We start from the raw sequence: 19,571 nt of genomic DNA on the forward strand, positions 1-19,571 counted from the left end.
CTAGTTCAGGCTCAATCGGAACTCGGCATCCCCAAAGTGCCGAGTTCTTTTATTTTTATACTCAAATAATAAAAAAACTACTCATTTTCGCCTATTAAATAATACCGTTTTTTTGCTATTTCTACTTCCATGATAGATATGTATTGATTTAATTCGAATGCTTTTTCGAGTGCAGGATTAAAAACATAATTATTTTTACCATCACTGTAATATGTCTTAGTTTCATCTGGCCCTGTGTAACGAATATGCGGTATTAATTTAACTTTTTCTCCAGTGCGAGGATTGTAAGCTATAAACTTCATTTTCATTCAAAATACCCTTAACTCTTATCCCTAATTTGAATTTAACACTTCCTTTTAGAAAATTATAAAATCACCGCTTCTCTTTTGCTTTAATTTACTGGGATGAAGAATTCGCATTGTCAATAGAAATCGGCACACCCTCTATAGACGGCTTTGTTTGACTTATTATTAGAGCAAGCAGCCTTTGACCTCTTTCCACCATTCCTAGGAGAAGTCAATACCAGAAATAAAAAAGAGAAGAAATAAGTAAAACTAGGGCTGATATTTTCAGCATATATAACCTACCGATAAGACTTACTTTATTTTAACAATTTATGATGAAGTTAACATTAAATTGTAATATTAAGAATTTTTTTAATTGTTCTAGATGGAGAGCCTAATCTTAAACACAAGCTGCATAAATGATCATTGATTCGCTATTTATCACAATGCTCAACCTATCATATCGCAAATCTGAACTAACAGGTTCACCTCTATAAGAGATTAGAACAACTCCAGCATTAGTCCTTCTTTTTAAATCATCTTCACTTGGAACATGTTGGCCTAAAAGCTTTTCTGCCTCACTAGGAATGCAATAAGTACTTTTAATAGGTTCTACATCTAATTGCGTTTCTTGTAATTCATTGGATGTACACCCAACACCGCTAAAAACAATCAAACAACTCAATAGAATTTTTTTCACAACCGTTCCCATTGGATTTATTTTTTTGCCATTCTAATATTCTTATTCATTAAAAATCCAATTTCAAATGTTCATAAAAACAAAAAGCCCACCGTTTGGCGAGCTCTTAAATTCATTCTAGCGATTACTTTACAATTCGCCCATTTTAGAAATCTTTATACTCAAGTGTATACCCTGCTGTCAAGCACAAGTTTCTTGATTATCTGGAAGTTCAAAATGAAAAGATCTACGAATTCTTCCTCTAATCTCATTTTCCCATTGTGCAACAATGGATTCTCCGTAAAGTTCGTACTTCTGATAGCTCTTGATATATGCAGTTTTTGTCGCAGTAATTTTAGCAATATTCATTTTTTCATTTAATGTATATGGTCGCTTACCAGTTCCACTACACTTTTCACAAAACTTAGAACCATCAGGAAATCCTTTTGAATTGAATATTTCAAGTTTCCCCAATCCTTGGCATGATCCACACATAGCCTTAACAAAAACATGGCTACGTAAAATAATCTCAGCAATTCCTTTCGCTAAATTTGTAAGATCCCCTTGCGCATTTGTAGGCTTAAACTTTTTCTTAATCATTTCATCATGAATCTTTACCGCCAATTTATTTCGAGCTCGGAAAAAATCACCTGATTTAATCTCACCACGAACAAACTCAACCTTACCGGGAATATCCCCAATACGGCGCTCTGTTTCAAAATTAAAATCGTATTTACTCACAAATGTTTCTGTTTGCTTTTGAGCTGGGGTAATAATTGCAATACGTTCAAAATCTACTTTTTCAACTAAGACTGTAGCCCAAAGTCTTGCAGCTGGTGACATCAGAGCTATTTCACCTAACACAACATCCTTGGAAATTTTCTTACCTTCAGCTTTGCCCTGGGCAATGGCAAGGCGAAGTAACTCAATAAAATCAAACTTTTCAACCAACATAATCGCCTTCCTATTAACCCTTTACCATTTTAAATAACAACTTGTTAAAACCTTTTTCTACTTCAAAATTTTGCATATCGACCAAAAACAAGCATGGCCGCATCTCTTGCATGTTCATTCGTTCTTTTTGCCCACCCTGTTAATTTCAAGAAATACTTCGCATCCGTTTTGGTTTTATTTGCCGCTGGGTGAATCATTTTGTATTTCAGACCTTGCTCTTTGCACCAATCTTCCCAAATTTGAGCATCACGTTTAACTGATCCAATCCCCTCACGCCCCCCCGCACCGCTTCGGACTTGTCTTGCATCAGCATTACCGAACCAAGTGCGTAACCGTGCATCTTCGATAAACAACATTAGATTTTCTTTACCATGCTCCCCAGCTAGTTCTAAAACTTTGCTCATAGCCAGGGTAATTGTTAAAGATTCGACCTCATGTAGTTGTCCACCCTTGCCCTGGTCAAAAGCCACAGCAAAACCAGTATGTACTCCAGTATCCACCCCGATTAAAACTTTACTCATTTCTTTTCACCCTTGAGCGCCTGCTCAATTGCTTTATCTAATTGAAGTAATTCGTTGTAATCAGTGTTAGAAAGTCCACTGCGGTTGTATTTACCTCGTAATTTGTCACGGCGAGCTATCGCTTTAGCTAAATCGAAATTTTCATGAGTACTCATGCGGCTACCCCTTTTGATGGAGTTTTAAAACCCATCTCAATCAAATATGGAATAAATGGTTTTTGTTGCTCAGGATCTGCCAGCTTTTTGGCCATGCGCTTACCAGCATCCATCCATGATTCCCCTCTATGACAAAATGAATCTTTGAAATCAGGATGATTCACAAGAAGTCGGGCAAAGGTGAAAAGCTGTTTTTCAGATGCGAAAGTTATTACCTCCGGCAATTTGTTTTCAGAATTGGATTGTTGGCCACTTGAGTTTTTGTTTTCAAAAGAACGTGGTGCCGGTGTTTTCATCTTGGCGTATTTAGCGCGAGCTTTAAGCATCCACTCTGCAAAAAATTTAACCATGTCATCATCGGAGTGATTGCGACCTTCGTTAAATCCTTCAAACGCTTTTAACTCTCTCTCAAACCAAGAAGCTTTAAAAATCTCATCGGTATCAATTGATGGATTGATTGAACAAATTTCATATTTCAAATTTTCCAAAACAAACCATGTATTTTTTTTATTTTGATTAGTGTGTTTTGATAGTGTGTTTTGTGTGTTAAACGCTTTAACTAGTAAAGGTAAAACGCTTTTACTAGCAGGGGTTAAACATTTTAACCAGCAAGGATTTTCGAGGTAGTTAAACGTTTTAACTAGCAAGTTTGAATGTTGAGGAAAATTTAAGCGTGGTTTTCTGCTTTTTCTACCTCGATTTGATTTTTTAGGACGGTGCTTCTGGTAGTTAAACGTTTTAACTAGCTGACCTTTAAAATGTGTTAAGCCTTGAACCAATACAGAACTTTTGCTTGGGAAATTTATTAAGGCTCCAACGTTGTAATTGTCTGTTAATGAAAAAACATTTCCATGAATTGATTGCTTATGAAGTTTTACCAATCCCACCTTAACAAGCTCAGTTGTGCATTTAACTACCGTAGGCCGACTCTTACCCGATAGTTTTTCTAACTGAGATATAGATAGCGCATCATCCTCTTTATTCCAGCCACGCGTTTTACGGTTAATGATGAGATAAATCTTAACCGCAGGATCTGAGATTTTATTCATCGCCTCATCAACAAATGCGTTTGTTACTTGAAATGAATTCGGGGTGTATTTACTCATGATGTAAGTACCTCATGACTTTAATGCTTAATGAGTTACTCACTAGAACTCACCTTCTTCAATAATTTGAATGAAAGTACCTAGGTATCGAATACGCTTAGTTCGGTAAAGACTCGAGATAATTACGCCAGCATGGTAAAGATAAATACCATGTGCGCCGTGTTGATCTACAAGAGCTTGCATAAACTCATCTCGTGTTACCGCTGCGTTATTCACATCACGATTTTGGCGTTCTAAATTTTTCTTTCGCTTATCAAGTAAACCAGCAAGGGTTCTTAAAGCAGGTTCATGCCAAGACTGGATGCTTTGCTGTCGTTTTTGTTCAGAAATAATCATATCAAGACACCTCCTTCTGCGACTCTAAGGCACGTTGGTAGTACATCTCTACGTCAGACACAAACAAAGCAACCGATGCAGCTAAACGGCGTTTTGCCTTGATTTCAGCAACCGTGGCGTGACGTAAGTCCGCAATGAAGACATACCCACATAGCGCTGTTTTAAGACTTTTCACTTTGAGTAGTTCTGGGTCACTAGAGAAACCGACTACCTCAAGTAAGACGTCTTTATATTTTTGATGTGTAAGCACAACAACATCACCAGGCAAAAACTCGGGTGGGTTGTGTTTAGTCGATTGATTTGGTAAATTGGTCATATTCATTAGCTCCTGATTGTTGATGAATAAAAGCCTGGGCACTCCAATCTCCAGGCTTTTTTAATGGATGAAATTTGGTGTTGAGCTCATCCGTTTGTTCTGGTAAATTAGTTTGCATGTTCATTGGTTCCTTCAAGCGCTGATGAATTAAGAAGCCTGATTGAGTCCATCAGGCTTTTTTTATGTGTTCTTCCCGTTCGAACTGTTCTCTTAGTTCATATAAATCAAAGCGTTCTCTTGGTATTCCTGATACCTGCGACATAAGATTCTTGTCATCTTCACAACGCTTCATATCCAAAATGGCTAACCATCTTAAATATTGGCTGTTTGACCAGCCCCGTTCGTATGCTTCTCTGGCAATGTGCTTTGCAACACACTCAGATAAATGTGTGGGCATACATACCGTTTTCTTGGTGCCTAGTTTTCGTTTGGTCATGGTTGTTCCTAAGCGACTAAATGTTTTGGATTTGCTTTATCAAGCAGCCACTCTTTTGTGAGCTTCCCATTGCTGTGTTCTGCGAAGATTTCTGCATATTGGGTTTCCCCAGTGTAGTCAGTACGCGGCAAAACACCTTTCTCAGCCATTTTTCGAACCGCAACATAGGAAATGCCGAGTAGGTTTGCTGCCGATGTACGCCCACCAACAGCTTGTATTGCTTGTTGAATAGGATTCATATTTTAAACCTCAATTAAACCCAATTAATATTTAAATTAAACCATGAGTTAAAATTTATTTCAACCTATGGTTGCTTACATTTTTATATTTTTTATACGAAAATTTAACCAAAGGTTTCACACAATGAAAGTTATGAGCACAATGGTTGAACGCATTCAGGCTGCACTGAAAGCAAAGAAATTATCCTGGTCCAAAGCTGCCACAATGATTGGTTTGAGCCCTCAAGCACCATCTAAATGGAAAAAAGGCCAAATAAGTAAAGAAACCCTGGATAAGCTAGCCGAGTTATTGGGAGTTGATGCTGGGTGGCTTCTGAATGGCAAGAAAAATCAGAATTTAACCAACTTCAACATGCAAGAGTTTATGGACATGCATGGTTTATCAAAGACAAATGAATCATCATTTGATCTAAGTGATATTCAAGGCGTAGAAATGGTTGAATATGCTGTTGGTACTGGTGATGGATTTATCTGGATTGATGTTGTAGAGGCAAGTTTTTCGTGCGGTACAGGCGAGGCAATAGATTTTCATTTTGATGTAATTAATGGAAAACAGCCATTTCCACCAAATTTCTTTAAAAATAAACATGTACACCCTGATTTTATGCGCATCATTAAAGCAAAAGGCGACAGCATGGCGGACAAAATTGATGATGGTGACCTGGTAGGTATTGATATATCTCAAACAAATATTATTGATGGCGAAATTTACGCTGTTTACTTTGAGGGTGAAGGTATGATTAAGCAGATTTTCAAGGAAGAAGGTGGGAAACTGATTCTACATAGCCTTAACCCTAAATACAGAGATCGTGAAGTAACAGAACAAAATGGCTTAAATTTTAAAGTTATGGGTCGTCAGTTTTGGCGTGCTGGGTAATTAAAACTTCTTAAAGAGGGAAAATATAATGATCGCAACACTAAATAAATCCAAAACAGCGCTAACAATTAATCGTCAAGATTTTAAATTGGCGCTGGGTAAAATTGGTGCAGGAATTGATAAACAAATAGCCTCGCTTAAAAAAGCTAAGCAAAACTATAACGCTGCGGAAATGGCACGAGAGGTCATCAGTGAAGCAAATATCTTTGAAGCTATTATTGAAGGCTTTAACGAAGCAGAAGGCACCAATCTAAAGTTAACAGATATAACCAATCTTGAGGTAACACAAGAATGGATAGATGAATTTTTAGAAAAATATTCTGTTATATAAACAGCCTAAATCATTTTTTGTAGGCTGGATAATAAAACTGTGAACCCTACACAGTCTTTACAACAGATATGAGGATTGTCAGTGAGCAAGAAATATAGACAACCAGAACTTCATGAATACAGATGCCTGTCAAGCACTGAGCAGATGGCTATACACCAGATGCTCATCTCCTATGTTCGTGAAGAAAATTGTCGCTTTAATATCAGAATGTCTGGTACAGCAGAGCCCTATAACTTGGTAAAGCTAACCAGCATTAATTTTGAAAACGAAGCCGCTGCCATTTGGATTCACTTCGAAACCATCACAGGCGAGAAGAAAGCTCTTCCTATTGATTATTTATCAAGAATTGAGTTTTCAGGACAAAATGATATTTAAAACTGTGAACCCGACGCATTCTTTAGATCGGGTGGAGGAGATAATGAATTTGAACTAAAAGCCAATGCTTTTCTCTAAATTTTTACGTAAACTACTTTTATATAAATTTTCAAAGTAAATATGACTAACTTTATTCAGCATTCGCCAATTGCTCTAAAGAGCTACATGGAACAGATAGGAAATCTATCTGCGAATGAGCTCGCCACTAAATCTGATTTAAAGTTATCTGTTATTAAAGGTTTATTAAGTAGTGTAGAGCCACTTATCACACTTAGTGAGTTGGAGCGCATTGCCCAAGTTCTATTCATTCCTAGTGTTTATTTAACCACTCATGAAATTTCGTTTAGTCCAGAAATTCCAGATATAGTTGATCATAGAAATTTAGAAAATGTTGGTAACTCAACTTATGGTTACAACTCTGTAATCAGAGAAGCAATACAAGCTAGACAAGATTATATATATCTGCTTGAATCTATGGGTAATGATCCTATACCTTTTACTTTAAGGCTTTCAGGGCAAGATGCCATTTCAGATTCGAATTTAATATCATCGTATTTTGATTTAAAAAATAAAAGTAAAAAAGCTCAACATAATGACTATTACTCTTCTTGGCGAAGCATATTGGAATCAATGGATATTCTGGTGATTGAGAGAAGTAGTCATGAATCATTTGGTTCAGATGGTTTTTGTTTGTGGTTCGATGTAGTACCAGTAATTGTAGTTTTAAGTACCGGCCAATCTTCCGAGAGAAGATTGTTTACCATCCTCCATGAACTCGTACATCTAGGGTTGAGGCAAAGTGTCTTTGATGGCTTTGTTAGCACCCTCTCGAATGATAATTATTTAGAAAGGTATTGTGATTCAGTTGCCGGTCATGTAATCGCACCTTTTGAGCTTTTAGAAAAATTATATGATCCAAATTTATCAATTGACGACTTGGTTTTAAAAGTTAGAAGTAAAGTTAAGGCTAGTAGACCAGCTGTGGCCATTCAGTTGAAATTGGCGGGATATATTACTCAAGAAGAACTAAAACTTTACTTAAGAAATCTTGAAGATATAAAAATATCAAAACGCCAAGGTGGTGAGGTAAAAATACCTGCATCTATAAGAATTGTTAGTAAGTTTGGGAAGTATTTTGTTCAAACCGTTATTTCGGCAATGTATCAAAATAATATCTCATCAACCAAAGCTAAAAGTATTCTTGGAATTAAAGACAGCCATAAAGCATCAACATTTAAAGATGTGCAGAAAAGGGTCCATATGTAAATGAAATATATCAGTTTGGATACCAATGCAATTCTAGATTTCTGCTACAGAACATATCCTGAAAAAACATTTCCTAAGCTTTGGGAGCTTGTAGATTCGTTGGTGCTAAGTCGCGCAATAAAGCTTCATGTTTGTTCTTCTGTACTGGAGGAAACTACTGATAAAATTGAAACATTTGAATATGATTTAGAAATTTTAAATTTGTTTTTAGAGCGATATTTTGTTCAAACTATAGAAAAAGATGATGTGGGAAATCATATCATTGATATTCGAAAAATGCTAATTAAGTACCCTTTTTCAGCAAATTCACCTCATGCGACATCGGATGAACCAGATGTCGACTTAATTGCTATAGCTAAGTACTTAGGTGCAAATAGTATTGTTATCACTGGTGAGATAGGTTTTATTGGTAACAATTGGGATAATTTTATTGGCAATAGAAAGACAAGAATAAAGATCCCTGATATATGCTGTTTAACAAAAATTCAATCTTGCTCATGGTCATCCTTATTTGAGAGTTTTAATCTAGTTGTGTAGCTAGAAATTATAACTCCAAATAACCCACCCCCATTGGTGGGTTTTCTTTTGTCTATTAAAACATTTTTAAACCTAGTTATAAATTTTTTCACCACAGGTTTAAGTTTTACTTGATTTAATTTTATACCTTTGGTTTAATAATTCTCACCAGATAACAAAAAAGCACACCGACCCTTTCAACTTTCGATGTGCTTACATGACACACACATGCGAGATCAATTATGAACGTAAAAGCAATTCCTTTCAACCATGTCAAAGTTACAGGCTTTACTGCTCTAGTTTTGATTGCTGGTTTAGCTTCTTGTGAATACAAGACAGCTCAATCTAGCTTCGTACCAAACACGCCGTTCACACCGCAAACGCAACCTAGTATTTACGGTGTTCAAACAGCAAAGATCACAGGTAAGACTTCAGGCGTTGCCGTTATCAAACTTGATGGCTTCCGAGTAAACGTTAGCTTTGACTTTGAGGCTCATCCTGATAGCTACGGCGTACCTGGTTCGGAATTTACAGCTGTTGATGTAACTCAGCTCACTATCATTGAAATCACCGATGTAAACGGTAAATCGTATAGTGATTTCACGGATTACAACGATCACCGCAATATCAATACCCTTCTCAAAGGCTTCATCGAACGTAATAAGTTGGTGGAGGCTTGAACATGAAAACAACCTACACCACTCCTTTTCGTCAATTCCTTTTTAAAGATCAGGAAGGCTTTTATCACGTTCGTCTAGGGCCAAAAGTATACATGGCTAAGCTGTCTTTAGATTTTACACCCGACTTTGACAAAGATTTCGCTGGTGGGAAAAGAGCTCAGCCTTTCAACTGGTACAACGTGCTTGTTAAAGATTCTCCAGATAGTGAACCTCGTCCAATTACTACAGACGAATTATCAAAAAAATGGTTCAAGCCTGAATTTAAAGGCGGCGTTAATTATCAACGCTCTATTGAACAAAAGAACCGTACTCAACCCCAACGATACAGCGCAGAGCAACGTATCGCTTATAAAAACTCTCGTTATTAATTGGGTGGCATCATGACTAATCAAAACAATGCATTACATACTATTCAACAAGAATTGAAAGCGCCAAAGAATAAAGATAATGACTTCGGCAAATTCAAATACAGAAGCTGTGAAGACATTCTTGAGGCTGTTAAACCACATCTAAAAGCTTTAGGTGCAACACTTGTTCTTACTGATGAAGTTCAACAAGTTGGTACTGTTGTAGTTATTTCCGCAAAAGCTGTATTTACAGATGCAAACGGTAAAGAAATTACTGTAACTGCTCATGCTGGTGTTGAAGTAAACAAAAAAGGAATGGATGTTGCCCAAACATTTGGAGCATCAAGTTCATATGCTCGTAAGTACGCTTTAAATGGATTGTTCCTTATTGATGACACTAAGGACTATGACACTAATGAATATCATCAACAAATGGACCAAGCATCTAAAAATCAAAACAACCGTACTAACGGTAATCAAAGCCAGCAATCCAATCAGAACCGACAAGCAAACAACTCCAATAATGCTCAATCTTTAGCTCAACGTTATACAAATGCACTTGCCAGCATCAAAAATGCCAAATATCCATCAACCCTGGATAAAGCCATAGCAACATTTGCAAATTCACAATATTCCGCTGGGATCTCTAATGCATGTCGAGCTCGAGCAGATCAAATGGGATGGAATTTTAATTCCAATACTCAGCAACAAAACCAAACTCAACCACTTCATCACTAATTAGAGGCAGGAATTTAACATGACTAACTTAATTTCAAATCAAGAAGCCTTTAATGCTTTGATGTCCGGCAAAGTTATTCTTTGCCGCCACATCGATGGTGAGTTTGATACTTTGGATCAGTTCCCGGCTACGGTGTTTTCATTGCCTGGCTATGAATATTGTATTCAACAACCAAAAATTGAATTGGCTGGAATTACGTTTACTCAGCCTCTTACCCTTGAGGATGTAACACCTGATCAAGATATTTATCTTATAGAGCATACTGGTACCATTTATTGGTACAAATTCAGTGAAATTTCAGCTCTTAAAACAGCTATTACAAATGGATTTGCTCAAGCAGATATAGAAAATGCTCGCCTCCAGTTAAAAGCATTTTGTGCTGCCGTTGGCCGTGATGTAGATACAAGTGAGATACTTGTCGTGCCTATTGGCGGTGCAGACAAACAAAAAGGCTCTAAGAAAAAAGCATCAAAGGCTGCTACCCCAAAACAAGTTGAAGAAATTAAAAGCGAAGATCCATCTCATTCAGATGTATTGGGTCCCTCTTCAACTGGAGAAAACAAAGCGCCTCAAACTTCAAACAATTTTCAACACCAAGTTTTATTAGATGCTTTGAAAATTACAAATACAGAGCAAGAAGTCGAGAACGTTTGCTCAGGTCTTGAAAAAGAAGGCTTTACACAAGATCAATTAGATGAAATTGAGATTGCTAAACAAGCTCGATTAACTGAGCTGGATTTTATTGAAATGGATGCAGCTGATACAGCTAGTGAACAAGTGTTTTCTGTTTTATATGACTCATTTATTAGTGAGATTGAATCTTGTAACTCAGCTGAAGAACTACAAGCCATTAAAAACAAGATAGGTGCAAATGGCCATTTAGAAGAGCAAGAACGCAACTATTTAATGAAAGTTATTCAAGAGTCAACTTTCAGCGATAAATCATTATCAGCACCAAAAGCAGTACTTATCGGTCTAATTGATCAGGCCAACACATTAGATGAATTAGCCAAAGTTAATGACACTATTTTAGCAAGCTCTAAAAATCTTACTTCTGAAGATTTAAGTGAATTAAAAATTCAGAGTGAGCAGCGTAAAGAACAACTTTCACAGCTTGATTTAATAGATCCTGAACCTGCTTATCCTGAATTCATATACACCAAAACTCTTATAGACAATCTAATTGTTGAAATAGATTTGGCTGGGAACGCAGAAGAAGTTAATGCGATCTTCGACCGCACACGAAAATGGTCAGAATCACAACGCAAACCTTTACTTGAGGCATCACATCACCGCCTTAGACAACTTCAAAACAGACCTTTAATTGAGCGCATCCACGCTGCACAGAATATTGATGTTTTACGTAACTTATTCGCTGAGATCCGTTTGCTTGAAAATGGAACTTTGAAATTTGACGCAATGACAGCCTATAAAAACCGTGAAGCTCAATTACCAGGTGCACCATTGGAGATAAGCCAATGAAATATCGCTACTCAACAATGACACGAACATTGCTTGTAATTGGCGCTCACATGAACCACCAGTTCGACAATGTAAACCCTTCTGAAATCGATGCTTGCTTAGTGAATGTGAAGTTTAAAGAAACCGCATGGAGAAAGTGAAAATGAGTACAGCAGCTGAACTTAAAAAAGTCAATGAAATGACTAATTTTAAAAAATACAAAGCGAAGGTATACGAGGCACTGGCGAGCGATACTTACGGGTTAACAGTCTCTCAATTGGCGACTATATGCAAGCTAAGTGCGAAGACTATTAAGCAAATTTTAGCTGAACTAGAAGTCGAGAAAAATGGCGATGTTTACATGCTAATCACAAAACAAATTACACCTGGAGATGGTGTGGAAATTATTGAGTCAAAACCTATAGAGGATTCACCTATAGATCTTTCTACAGCTATTTTTACAGACATTATTTGTCCTAAAGCTGATGAGCTCAGAAAGAAGGATCCTCAAGCATTTAGCATATTTGCCTATGATGTGATGCGATTAAGCCTCTCACTTTATTCAGAAACTACAAACATTAATCAGTTTGATATTAATGTAAAAGTATTACTCAGCAATATGGTAAGCCGTCTTGAGCGATATCAAAACAGACTTAAGCCCCGGAACATAATCAGTGTAAAAAATACGGGAGCCATACCATGAAAGAAGCACTCTACGTAACAAATATTTTATGGTTTTTAGCTTTTTTAATTGTGGTTTTTTGGTGAGGTGATCTAAATGAAATCTATTGATAAACAAGCTGAGATTGATAAGTTCAATGCCGCTAATGATGATGAAGAATTTTCACCAGAATCTCTTGCGGCAATACTTGATGTTTCGACCTCTTGGTTGCAAAAAAAGCGTTGTGAAGGTGGTGGTATCCCATTTTCAAAAGTTCACTACAGAAAAATAATCTACAAAAAATCCGATGTGTTAGCCTATATAGAACGGCGTCGCATCCAATCAACATCACAATTGGCGGTTTAACCGCCTTTTTTATTTAAAAAATTTAGTAGGCAAACAATAGGCTAAAAACACATAAAAATAGGCAAATTTGAAGAAATAGGCAGATAGTAGGCAAATAAAGTATATTATCGTATCATGACATCTGCTTTAATATTGTTTCAGACATTTTTATTTAAATACAAAAACTTAAAAACACTTTTCATGTGTTTACAAATGGTCTAATATCGTTTCATATTGCTAGAAAATCATTTCTATCCGAGAACTCATCGGGTTCAGGGTAACGACACATGCAGCGGCATCTTCGGAGCATTTAGTTTTAACTTTAAGAAAAATTCAAAATATTTATTTTAATTTAGTCTTTCATACAGACCTGTCAGTCTAAAATTCCTTTTTAAACATTAAATTATCCTCTTACGTTATTAATTTACCCTACACCTCTACCATATTATTTTTAATTTCTATTAAGACACTCTTCATACCAAGCTGTTTGAAAATCTTCTATTGCTTTTCTTTTAAAGAAACTGGTTTTGAATACTTTGGCTGAGTAAGCCGAATTAATTAAATCCTGATAAAGTTGTTTTGCTTTAGGATCTTCTAGACCATTCGCTATCTGTTGCAAGTCTTGAGATGGAACTTTTTGTTGACGTGCCTCCATGACTGTATGAGCAACTTTTTTCACTACATTACAAATCTCGGGATCACTTACGTTTTCGTCTGCATGACAACTTAAAGCCAAAAAACCAAGAAGAAATAATCTAAACTTCATGTCCCTACCCTATTTTTATAGTTTAAAACGAATAACAGAATTTAATTATTAAAAAAAAGAAATAGAAAATTTCTTACTATTTCTTTTTAAAAGATCACGCTGGATTAATCACGTAAAAATAAATAATCAGACCCACTAAAACGGTTGAAGCAATCGTTAAGTATGTACCGACCGTATTAAAACTCTGTAAGAATTTCAAGATTTCCATATCTAGAACCCCCTAAACTATCACCGATAAAAGACAAAATGAAATTTACCACAACCCAATAATGCCAATCAATTCACATTTATCGGATTTTTTGAGATTTTAAACATCAATTAATTTATTGATTACACCTAATCGCCAAGGCATCCTTGTAGTAGTCAGTTGCACTTTTCAAATCTGACAACAATTTTTCTTCGGTATAAGGTTTTGGTGAAATTTTTATTAATGCGGGCATATATTGGGTCTTGTAAACCTCAGGATAGTCATGGCACAAGATTTTGACTTTAACCTCTTGTGGTGTATTCGGATTATCCAATTGATCTAAAAACTCTCCAATTTTACGGTCAGACTCTTCAAATTGAGCTTTATAGTCAACTTCAGCAGCTTCAGGTTCTGTTTGTTTTGTGCATCCACCAAGTAGTAATACGGTGCTTATTGTAATGGTTAAAATTTTTAACTTCATAGGCTTAACAATTTCGCATTCATCTTTTTAAATATTCTTATCTCATTAAATGTAAATAAATACTGATAATACGTAAAGAAATAGAGTTTTTTATCGCTAAAGAAGATATCTCACATCACTTTATGACAATTAACTAACCAAATAAATTTAAAGTTATTTTCTAATCATTCTTCTATTTTCATAAAGCTATAAAAAAATAGGTATAATTTTGCTCGACTGATCTCAAATCTTTGTTAGATTTACACATGAATGAACTTAGTTTTATTAGAAAAAATTTAAGATCTAAAAGACGCTCTTTAACCCAGTTGGAGCAAAAACAAGCTCAGCTTAATGTTCTCCATCATCTAAATACCCTTGCTATTTTTCATTCATCGAAAAAAATTGGTTTATATTTACATGCCTTTGGAGAAATCCATACCGATCTTCTCATAAAGTTATGTTTTAAAAAGAATAAGCAAGTTTACTTACCTATGATTTGTTCTATGAATCAAAATTTAGTTTGGGTAAAAATATCCAAAAACCAATATTTAAATCGACGTTTTTCTCATCATCCATTGGGTATGAAAGAACCTATGGCAACAAGAGGAAAACATGTATCTAAACTTGATTTACTGTTAATGCCACTTTTAGCTTGTGATCAATACGGTACGCGTATTGGTATGGGGGGTGGCTATTATGACCGTACATTGGCAACTGCAAAACATAGGCCTTATCGTTTGGGTGTGGCCCATCAATTTCAATTTATTGAGCATACTTTAAAACGGCAAAGTTGGGATCAACCATTAGATGCTTTACTCACGCCTCAACATATTTATTATTTTAAAAGATAATTTTCATACAAAAACAATTTAAATTCAAAAATTTAAAATCAACATTTACTTTTCATGCCTCTAAAATCATAAAAGTAACCATCCTAAGGATGGTTACTTTTAAGTGACAGACCGCTTTACCAACTTATATTAACACGTCTATTTAGTGTTCAATATCGAATAAGTTTTGCATTATTGTTAACAATACATTGCTTATAAATGGCACAAGAAACTGATTACTTTCCATCCAAACGGATTTTTTGTTATGTGAATATTTCATAATTATTAAGCTAAATTACTTAGCCTTGCTACAAAATTTTATTCTTCTTAAGAATTAATCCATTGATTCATAATATTTAAAAAAAAAGTTGACTAAATTAGTCATTTTTTCCACATTTTCTATTGAAAGGCCCTTGTAATTTTCAAAATACACATCACTATAAAAACATGGCAACCTCGTTGTCACTCATTAGGAGTGCCCATGTCTGAACTTATTATGAATGAAAAAACTGACTTAGAGCCTCAGGTTCCAAGTGTATTACCACTTTTAGCGTTACGTGATGTAGTGGTCTATCCACACATGCAAATTGCGTTATTCGTGGGTCGTGAAAAATCGATCAATGCAGTTGATGTGGCTCGTAACAGTGACAATTTAGTATTTGTAGTTGCGCAAAAAGATTCGCTTACAGAAGATATTGATCACGATAACCTTTATCAGTATGGAACTGTCGCTAAGATTGTTCAGGTCGTAAATCATGAGAATGATGAAAACTGCATCAAAGTACTGATTGAAGGGTTACAGCGCTCTAAGCTTGAAAAAATTATCGATGAAGATAGCCATTTGACTGCTGAACATAGCTTAAGTCCAATGACAATTAACGTAGATAAAGCTACCCAAGAAACTCGTTTACAAGAGTTACGTACTTTATTTGCTCAATATGCTGAAGCAAAATTACGTAATGCACGTGAACTGGTTGCAGCTGCTAATAAAATTGAAGACTTACTACAACTTATGTTCTTCGTGGCAACACGTGTGCCTCTAAATATTGAAATTAAACAGAAGTTTTTAGAGCACGATGAGTTTGAAGCACATTTGCAAGAGCTTATGAGCTACTTGGTGAATCAATCTGCAGAACAGCAAATTGAACAAACTTTGCATGACAGCGTAAAACGCCAAATGGAAAAAAACCAACGTGAATACTTTCTAAATGAAAAAATGAAAGTCATTCAACGTGAACTTTCTGACATGAATGGCGGCGCTGAAGATGACGTTGCTGAAATAGAAAAGCGTCTTGCTGAAGCTGATTTACCTGAACACGTACGTAAAAAAGCTGAAGCTGAGTTCCGTAAGCTTAAAGCAATGCAACCAGCATCTAGTGAAGCGGCTGTTGTACGTAACTATCTAGAAGTAATTTTAGATACACCGTGGAATAAAGCGAGCAAAGTGAGTATTAACCTTGCGAAAGCTCAAGAGATTCTTGATACAGATCACTACGGCTTAGATGACGTTAAAGATCGTATTGTTGAATACTTGGCAGTTCAGTCTCGTGTTAAAAAACTCAAAGGTCCGATTCTATGTTTAGTAGGCCCTCCTGGTGTAGGTAAAACTTCACTTGGTGAGTCAGTTGCAAAAGCAACAGGTCGTGAATTTGTTCGTATGGCGCTTGGTGGCGTACGTGACGAAGCTGAGATTCGTGGTCACCGTCGTACTTATATTGGTGCGATGCCAGGTAAAATCGTGCAGTCTTTAACAAAGGTTGGCGTGAAGAACCCATTGTTCTTACTCGACGAAATTGACAAGATGGCACAAGACTACCGTGGTGATCCAGCTTCTGCATTGCTTGAAGTATTAGATCCATCACAAAACAGTAAGTTCAACGATCACTATTTAGATCTTGATCTTGACCTGTCTGAAGTGATGTTCATCTGTACTGCAAACAGTATGAATATTCCAGAAGCATTGCTTGACCGTATGGAAGTTATTCGTCTACCGGGTTATACCGAAGATGAAAAAGTGAACATTGCTGAACGCTACCTTGTTCCAAAAGCAATTAAGAACAACGGTCTACGTGCAAAAGAGTTAACAATTCATGAAGAAGCGATTCGTGACATTGTTCAACGCTACACACGTGAAGCTGGTGTACGTAATTTAGAACGTGAAGTGTCTAAAATTGCGCGTAAAGTGGTAAAAGAAGCCGTAAGTAAAAAGTCTAAAAACTTACAGCTTGATATTACCTCTGCCAATCTTCCAGAATACTTAGGTCCACACAAGTTTGACTTTGGTATTGCAGAAGATGAAGCGCAAGTAGGACGCGTAAATGGTCTAGCTTGGACATCTGTAGGTGGTGAGTTACTTACCATTGAAGTTGCAGCTGTAAAAGGTAAAGGTAAATTCATTACCACTGGTTCACTCGGTGATGTTATGAAAGAGTCTATAACCACAGCAATGACTTTAGTACGTACACGTGCCGATGAGCTAGGTATTGAGGCTTCTCGTTTTGAAGAAACTGATGTACACGTTCACTTACCAGAAGGTGCGACACCAAAAGATGGTCCATCTGCTGGTTTAGCATTAACCACTGCCCTTGTATCAGCATTTACAGGTATTGCGATTCGTCCAGATATTGCAATGACTGGTGAAACAAGTTTAGGTGGTCGTGCAATGCGTATTGGTGGCTTAAAAGAAAAACTTCTTGCAGCACACCGCGGTGGAATCAAGCTCGTCTTTATTCCTCAAGATAACGTTCGTGATTTGGCAGAAATTCCAGCCAATGTTAAAGAAGGTTTAGAAATCAAAGCTGTAAAAAGTATTGATGACATCTTACCTTTAGCATTAGTCTCAATGCCAAAGCCTTTACCTAAAACACCGATTGTAAAACCGGTGGAAGGTTCAAAAGCAGCACGTCACTAATTGAAATGTGAAAAAAGAGAGCTTCGGCTCTCTTTTTTTTGTTACACAATTTGATTGAAAAATATCCAACCATCCTCATAATAGGTATTAAGAGTATTTAATTAAATTAAGTATTCTTCGTTATCTATTATTTTATAGATAGCCTTGTTTTTATTCTCTATGATCATCTGAACTCCAGACAGATGATCATTTGATCGCAGTCCAACACCGTTTTTTGGACTGCGTTTTTTATGCCTATTTTACTACCACGAACTTATCTTTTCCTCAGGTATAATGCGCAAGCTGTTTTTGAATGAATAGATAATATGAAAATTCGTATTCTGACCATTGGTCAAAAAATGCCTGCTTGGGTTCTCACTGGTTTTGAAGATTATTTCAAACGTATCCAACCTTTTGTGCAAACCCAAGTCATTGAACTTCCTATGGCTAAACGTGGTAAGAATGATTCAGAAGCAGATATTTTAAAATATTGCCAAATTGAAGGCGAAAGTATTCTAAATGCGTTAAAACCGAACGAAACTTTAATTGCCCTAGAAGTTGGTGGTCGAGAACTCAGTACAGAAAAATTAGCTGACACCATGAAACTGTGGATGCTTGAAGGTAATGATGTAGTACTCGCGATTGGTGGCCCAGATGGTTTATCAGATCAGGTACGTAAAGCAGCGGCATGGCATTGGTCACTCTCAAAACTAACAATGCCACACCCTTTGGTACGTGTTTTATTAATTGAACAACTATATCGAGCGATGACTATTAATCATAATCATCCCTATCACCGTGCATAAAAACAACAACCGTTTCATTTTAGGAACAATCCGTTGAAATCAGGATACTTTTAACATGTCCTGATTTTGGCATAATGACTATCTATTATTCTGTTTTTCAACTCAGGTGTAATGCAATGGAACTACAAACCCTTCCTGGACTGTTTATTTCACATGGTTCACCCATGCTTGCACTTGACCCGGAACAAGTAGGACCTGCTCTACACCGTCTAGGTGCAAATCTTCCTACACCAAAGGCAATCATTGTGATGTCTGCGCATTGGGAGAGTAAAGCACTTGAAGTGTGTATTTCGACTCGTCCCGAAACATGGCATGACTTCCGCGGCTTTCCTAAAGAGCTATATGAAATTCGCTACAGCGCACCTGGGCAGCCAGAGCTCGCCGAAGAAATTTTAAAACTACTGGCAGATGCTCATTTTGTTGCTCATGCCAATAGCACCCGTCCTCGTGACCATGGTGTCTGGATGCCTCTATTGCATATGTACCCTGACGCTGACATTCCTGTCGTCGAGATTTCTTTGCCAACAAATTTAAGCGCACAGGAAATTTATCGTATAGGGCAAACTCTCGCACCTTTACGTGACAAACAAGTTCTACTCATTGGTTCAGGTAGCATTACCCATAATCTTGCAGAGTTATCTTGGCAAGGAGACAACTCTAAAGTTCCTGAATGGGCTTCAACTTTTAGAAATGCTGTTGTTAATAAACTTACCCATCAAGATTATGATGGTGTACTGGAATGGCAGTCATTGCCTTATGTAAAACGTAATCATCCTACCCTTGAACATTTTGCGCCTTTGTTTTTTGCTATGGGTTCAGGCAATCGCTTTACGATTGTTCACAGCAGCTTCACAATGGGCTCACTAGGCATGGATATCTATCGTTTTGATTAATTATTAGCAAATACCCCGTTTTTCGGGGTATACCATTATTTTTGTTGAAAATTAGAATAACTTACAAACTTATACATTTTAAAAACCGAAACAATCAAATGTTTACATTTTCTTT

The 19,571-nt window shown here is 36.5% G+C and carries 30 protein-coding genes; 16 read left to right on the forward strand and 14 right to left on the reverse strand.

Annotated elements, in window-relative coordinates:
- Window positions 1-77: 77 nt before the first annotated feature.
- The 11 genes from RMB13_RS20725 to RMB13_RS20775 form a co-directional block, all read right to left on the reverse strand.
- Complete coding sequence (locus tag RMB13_RS20725) at window positions 78-308, reverse strand: hypothetical protein (protein WP_311086242.1); 231 nt, start codon at window positions 306-308, stop codon at window positions 78-80.
- 376 nt (window positions 309-684) lie between these two features.
- Window positions 685-984 (reverse strand): hypothetical protein, encoded by a 300-nt coding sequence (locus RMB13_RS20730; protein ID WP_311086243.1) that lies wholly within the window; start codon window positions 982-984, stop codon window positions 685-687.
- A 180-nt stretch (window positions 985-1,164) separates the two neighbouring features.
- Window positions 1,165-1,917 (reverse strand): hypothetical protein, encoded by a 753-nt coding sequence (locus RMB13_RS20735; RefSeq protein ID WP_311086244.1) that lies wholly within the window; start codon window positions 1,915-1,917, stop codon window positions 1,165-1,167.
- Between the two features lie 62 nt (window positions 1,918-1,979).
- A complete protein-coding gene (locus RMB13_RS20740; protein WP_311086245.1) occupies window positions 1,980-2,438 on the reverse strand; it encodes a hypothetical protein in 459 nt (152 codons plus the stop codon).
- Window positions 2,435-2,593, reverse strand: coding sequence for a hypothetical protein (locus RMB13_RS20745; RefSeq protein WP_311086246.1), 159 nt, complete (start codon window positions 2,591-2,593; stop codon window positions 2,435-2,437). The genes RMB13_RS20740 and RMB13_RS20745 overlap by 4 nt, the downstream gene beginning before the upstream one ends.
- Complete coding sequence (locus RMB13_RS20750) at window positions 2,590-3,699, reverse strand: hypothetical protein (protein ID WP_311086247.1); 1,110 nt, start codon at window positions 3,697-3,699, stop codon at window positions 2,590-2,592. Before RMB13_RS20750 ends, RMB13_RS20745 begins: the two co-directional genes overlap by 4 nt.
- A 42-nt stretch (window positions 3,700-3,741) precedes the next feature.
- Window positions 3,742-4,035: a hypothetical protein gene (locus tag RMB13_RS20755; RefSeq protein ID WP_311086248.1), complete on the reverse strand. Its 294-nt coding sequence runs from the start codon at window positions 4,033-4,035 to the stop codon at window positions 3,742-3,744.
- Window position 4,036: 1 nt separating this feature from the next.
- Complete coding sequence (locus RMB13_RS20760) at window positions 4,037-4,351, reverse strand: hypothetical protein (RefSeq protein WP_311086249.1); 315 nt, start codon at window positions 4,349-4,351, stop codon at window positions 4,037-4,039.
- Window positions 4,323-4,469 (reverse strand): hypothetical protein, encoded by a 147-nt coding sequence (locus tag RMB13_RS20765; protein WP_311086250.1) that lies wholly within the window; start codon window positions 4,467-4,469, stop codon window positions 4,323-4,325. The genes RMB13_RS20760 and RMB13_RS20765 overlap by 29 nt, the downstream gene beginning before the upstream one ends.
- Window positions 4,470-4,520: 51 nt before the next feature.
- Complete coding sequence (locus RMB13_RS20770) at window positions 4,521-4,787, reverse strand: hypothetical protein (protein ID WP_311086251.1); 267 nt, start codon at window positions 4,785-4,787, stop codon at window positions 4,521-4,523.
- Between the two features lie 8 nt (window positions 4,788-4,795).
- Window positions 4,796-5,026 carry a hypothetical protein gene (locus RMB13_RS20775; RefSeq protein ID WP_311086252.1) on the reverse strand — a complete coding sequence of 77 codons (231 nt, stop codon included), beginning with the start codon at window positions 5,024-5,026 and terminating at the stop codon, window positions 4,796-4,798.
- A gap of 124 nt (window positions 5,027-5,150) precedes the next feature.
- Here RMB13_RS20775 and RMB13_RS20780 point away from each other — a divergent pair, with 124 nt between their 5' ends.
- The 12 genes from RMB13_RS20780 to RMB13_RS20835 all read left to right on the forward strand — a co-directional run bounded on the left by RMB13_RS20780 (window position 5,151) and on the right by RMB13_RS20835 (window position 12,645).
- Complete coding sequence (locus RMB13_RS20780; protein WP_311086253.1) at window positions 5,151-5,903, forward strand: LexA family transcriptional regulator; 753 nt, start codon at window positions 5,151-5,153, stop codon at window positions 5,901-5,903.
- 28 nt (window positions 5,904-5,931) lie between these two features.
- Entirely contained in the window at window positions 5,932-6,234 is a 303-nt protein-coding gene (locus tag RMB13_RS20785; RefSeq protein ID WP_311086254.1) for a hypothetical protein, read from the forward strand.
- 81 nt (window positions 6,235-6,315) lie between these two features.
- On the forward strand, window positions 6,316-6,609 hold the full coding sequence (locus RMB13_RS20790; protein WP_311086255.1) for a hypothetical protein: 294 nt from the start codon (window positions 6,316-6,318) through the stop codon (window positions 6,607-6,609).
- Window positions 6,610-6,774: 165 nt separating this feature from the next.
- Window positions 6,775-7,875, forward strand: a complete 1,101-nt coding sequence (locus RMB13_RS20795; protein ID WP_311086256.1) for an ImmA/IrrE family metallo-endopeptidase — start codon at window positions 6,775-6,777, stop codon at window positions 7,873-7,875.
- Entirely contained in the window at window positions 7,876-8,412 is a 537-nt protein-coding gene (locus RMB13_RS20800) for a DUF4411 family protein (RefSeq protein WP_311086257.1), read from the forward strand.
- A 221-nt stretch (window positions 8,413-8,633) separates the two neighbouring features.
- Window positions 8,634-9,071 carry a hypothetical protein gene (locus RMB13_RS20805; protein ID WP_311086258.1) on the forward strand — a complete coding sequence of 146 codons (438 nt, stop codon included), beginning with the start codon at window positions 8,634-8,636 and terminating at the stop codon, window positions 9,069-9,071.
- A gap of 2 nt (window positions 9,072-9,073) precedes the next feature.
- Window positions 9,074-9,439, forward strand: coding sequence for a hypothetical protein (locus tag RMB13_RS20810; RefSeq protein WP_311086259.1), 366 nt, complete (start codon window positions 9,074-9,076; stop codon window positions 9,437-9,439).
- A gap of 12 nt (window positions 9,440-9,451) precedes the next feature.
- Window positions 9,452-10,156 (forward strand): ERF family protein, encoded by a 705-nt coding sequence (locus tag RMB13_RS20815; protein ID WP_311086260.1) that lies wholly within the window; start codon window positions 9,452-9,454, stop codon window positions 10,154-10,156.
- A 19-nt stretch (window positions 10,157-10,175) separates the two neighbouring features.
- A complete protein-coding gene (locus RMB13_RS20820) occupies window positions 10,176-11,639 on the forward strand; it encodes a hypothetical protein (RefSeq protein WP_311086261.1) in 1,464 nt (487 codons plus the stop codon).
- Entirely contained in the window at window positions 11,636-11,779 is a 144-nt protein-coding gene (locus tag RMB13_RS20825) for a hypothetical protein (RefSeq protein ID WP_311086262.1), read from the forward strand. The genes RMB13_RS20820 and RMB13_RS20825 overlap by 4 nt, the downstream gene beginning before the upstream one ends.
- Window positions 11,780-11,781: 2 nt before the next feature.
- Window positions 11,782-12,321 carry a hypothetical protein gene (locus tag RMB13_RS20830; RefSeq protein ID WP_311086263.1) on the forward strand — a complete coding sequence of 180 codons (540 nt, stop codon included), beginning with the start codon at window positions 11,782-11,784 and terminating at the stop codon, window positions 12,319-12,321.
- A 75-nt stretch (window positions 12,322-12,396) separates the two neighbouring features.
- A complete protein-coding gene (locus tag RMB13_RS20835; RefSeq protein ID WP_311086264.1) occupies window positions 12,397-12,645 on the forward strand; it encodes a helix-turn-helix domain-containing protein in 249 nt (82 codons plus the stop codon).
- A 430-nt stretch (window positions 12,646-13,075) separates the two neighbouring features.
- On the opposite strand, the gene RMB13_RS20840 is transcribed toward RMB13_RS20835, so the two are convergent.
- From RMB13_RS20840 to RMB13_RS20850, 3 genes are all read right to left on the reverse strand, one after another.
- Entirely contained in the window at window positions 13,076-13,390 is a 315-nt protein-coding gene (locus RMB13_RS20840) for a hypothetical protein (RefSeq protein WP_311086265.1), read from the reverse strand.
- Between the two features lie 94 nt (window positions 13,391-13,484).
- The gene (locus tag RMB13_RS20845) at window positions 13,485-13,598 is read right to left on the reverse strand and encodes a hypothetical protein (protein ID WP_002117788.1); all 114 of its coding nucleotides are present in this window, start codon (window positions 13,596-13,598) and stop codon (window positions 13,485-13,487) included.
- A 115-nt stretch (window positions 13,599-13,713) separates the two neighbouring features.
- Window positions 13,714-14,058, reverse strand: coding sequence for a hypothetical protein (locus tag RMB13_RS20850; protein WP_132071842.1), 345 nt, complete (start codon window positions 14,056-14,058; stop codon window positions 13,714-13,716).
- Between the two features lie 245 nt (window positions 14,059-14,303).
- Here RMB13_RS20850 and RMB13_RS20855 point away from each other — a divergent pair, with 245 nt between their 5' ends.
- From RMB13_RS20855 to RMB13_RS20870, 4 genes are all read left to right on the forward strand, one after another.
- Window positions 14,304-14,888 carry a 5-formyltetrahydrofolate cyclo-ligase gene (locus RMB13_RS20855; protein ID WP_311086266.1) on the forward strand — a complete coding sequence of 195 codons (585 nt, stop codon included), beginning with the start codon at window positions 14,304-14,306 and terminating at the stop codon, window positions 14,886-14,888.
- 460 nt (window positions 14,889-15,348) lie between these two features.
- The gene (lon, locus tag RMB13_RS20860; RefSeq protein ID WP_005042167.1) at window positions 15,349-17,778 is read left to right on the forward strand and encodes an endopeptidase La; all 2,430 of its coding nucleotides are present in this window, start codon (window positions 15,349-15,351) and stop codon (window positions 17,776-17,778) included.
- Between the two features lie 305 nt (window positions 17,779-18,083).
- Window positions 18,084-18,563: a 23S rRNA (pseudouridine(1915)-N(3))-methyltransferase RlmH gene (gene rlmH / locus RMB13_RS20865; protein WP_017391672.1), complete on the forward strand. Its 480-nt coding sequence runs from the start codon at window positions 18,084-18,086 to the stop codon at window positions 18,561-18,563.
- Between the two features lie 116 nt (window positions 18,564-18,679).
- On the forward strand, window positions 18,680-19,456 hold the full coding sequence (locus RMB13_RS20870; RefSeq protein ID WP_056478551.1) for a class III extradiol ring-cleavage dioxygenase: 777 nt from the start codon (window positions 18,680-18,682) through the stop codon (window positions 19,454-19,456).
- Window positions 19,457-19,571 lie beyond the last annotated feature (115 nt).

This window comes from Acinetobacter sp. V102_4 (genome assembly GCF_031799005.1).
Lineage (GTDB): Bacteria > Pseudomonadota > Gammaproteobacteria > Pseudomonadales > Moraxellaceae > Acinetobacter > Acinetobacter calcoaceticus.

Coding starts and splice junctions, on each gene's coding strand:
- RMB13_RS20725 (WP_311086242.1), bottom strand. CDS start 308: ATGAAAATGAAGTTTATAGCTTACAATCCTCGCACTGGAGAAAAAGTT.
- RMB13_RS20735 (WP_311086244.1), bottom strand. CDS start 1,917: ATGTTGGTTGAAAAGTTTGATTTTATTGAGTTACTTCGCCTTGCCATT.
- RMB13_RS20740 (WP_311086245.1), bottom strand. CDS start 2,438: ATGAGTAAAGTTTTAATCGGGGTGGATACTGGAGTACATACTGGTTTT.
- RMB13_RS20745 (WP_311086246.1), bottom strand. CDS start 2,593: ATGAGTACTCATGAAAATTTCGATTTAGCTAAAGCGATAGCTCGCCGT.
- RMB13_RS20750 (WP_311086247.1), bottom strand. CDS start 3,699: ATGAGTAAATACACCCCGAATTCATTTCAAGTAACAAACGCATTTGTT.
- RMB13_RS20755 (WP_311086248.1), bottom strand. CDS start 4,035: ATGATTATTTCTGAACAAAAACGACAGCAAAGCATCCAGTCTTGGCAT.
- RMB13_RS20760 (WP_311086249.1), bottom strand. CDS start 4,351: ATGACCAATTTACCAAATCAATCGACTAAACACAACCCACCCGAGTTT.
- RMB13_RS20765 (WP_311086250.1), bottom strand. CDS start 4,469: ATGCAAACTAATTTACCAGAACAAACGGATGAGCTCAACACCAAATTT.
- RMB13_RS20770 (WP_311086251.1), bottom strand. CDS start 4,787: ATGACCAAACGAAAACTAGGCACCAAGAAAACGGTATGTATGCCCACA.
- RMB13_RS20775 (WP_311086252.1), bottom strand. CDS start 5,026: ATGAATCCTATTCAACAAGCAATACAAGCTGTTGGTGGGCGTACATCG.
- RMB13_RS20780 (WP_311086253.1), top strand. CDS start 5,151: ATGAAAGTTATGAGCACAATGGTTGAACGCATTCAGGCTGCACTGAAA.
- RMB13_RS20785 (WP_311086254.1), top strand. CDS start 5,932: ATGATCGCAACACTAAATAAATCCAAAACAGCGCTAACAATTAATCGT.
- RMB13_RS20795 (WP_311086256.1), top strand. CDS start 6,775: ATGGAACAGATAGGAAATCTATCTGCGAATGAGCTCGCCACTAAATCT.
- RMB13_RS20800 (WP_311086257.1), top strand. CDS start 7,876: ATGAAATATATCAGTTTGGATACCAATGCAATTCTAGATTTCTGCTAC.
- RMB13_RS20805 (WP_311086258.1), top strand. CDS start 8,634: ATGAACGTAAAAGCAATTCCTTTCAACCATGTCAAAGTTACAGGCTTT.
- RMB13_RS20810 (WP_311086259.1), top strand. CDS start 9,074: ATGAAAACAACCTACACCACTCCTTTTCGTCAATTCCTTTTTAAAGAT.
- RMB13_RS20815 (WP_311086260.1), top strand. CDS start 9,452: ATGACTAATCAAAACAATGCATTACATACTATTCAACAAGAATTGAAA.
- RMB13_RS20820 (WP_311086261.1), top strand. CDS start 10,176: ATGACTAACTTAATTTCAAATCAAGAAGCCTTTAATGCTTTGATGTCC.
- RMB13_RS20825 (WP_311086262.1), top strand. CDS start 11,636: ATGAAATATCGCTACTCAACAATGACACGAACATTGCTTGTAATTGGC.
- RMB13_RS20830 (WP_311086263.1), top strand. CDS start 11,782: ATGAGTACAGCAGCTGAACTTAAAAAAGTCAATGAAATGACTAATTTT.
- RMB13_RS20835 (WP_311086264.1), top strand. CDS start 12,397: ATGAAATCTATTGATAAACAAGCTGAGATTGATAAGTTCAATGCCGCT.
- RMB13_RS20840 (WP_311086265.1), bottom strand. CDS start 13,390: ATGAAGTTTAGATTATTTCTTCTTGGTTTTTTGGCTTTAAGTTGTCAT.
- RMB13_RS20845 (WP_002117788.1), bottom strand. CDS start 13,598: ATGGAAATCTTGAAATTCTTACAGAGTTTTAATACGGTCGGTACATAC.
- RMB13_RS20850 (WP_132071842.1), bottom strand. CDS start 14,058: ATGAAGTTAAAAATTTTAACCATTACAATAAGCACCGTATTACTACTT.
- RMB13_RS20855 (WP_311086266.1), top strand. CDS start 14,304: ATGAATGAACTTAGTTTTATTAGAAAAAATTTAAGATCTAAAAGACGC.
- lon (WP_005042167.1), top strand. CDS start 15,349: ATGTCTGAACTTATTATGAATGAAAAAACTGACTTAGAGCCTCAGGTT.
- rlmH (WP_017391672.1), top strand. CDS start 18,084: ATGAAAATTCGTATTCTGACCATTGGTCAAAAAATGCCTGCTTGGGTT.
- RMB13_RS20870 (WP_056478551.1), top strand. CDS start 18,680: ATGGAACTACAAACCCTTCCTGGACTGTTTATTTCACATGGTTCACCC.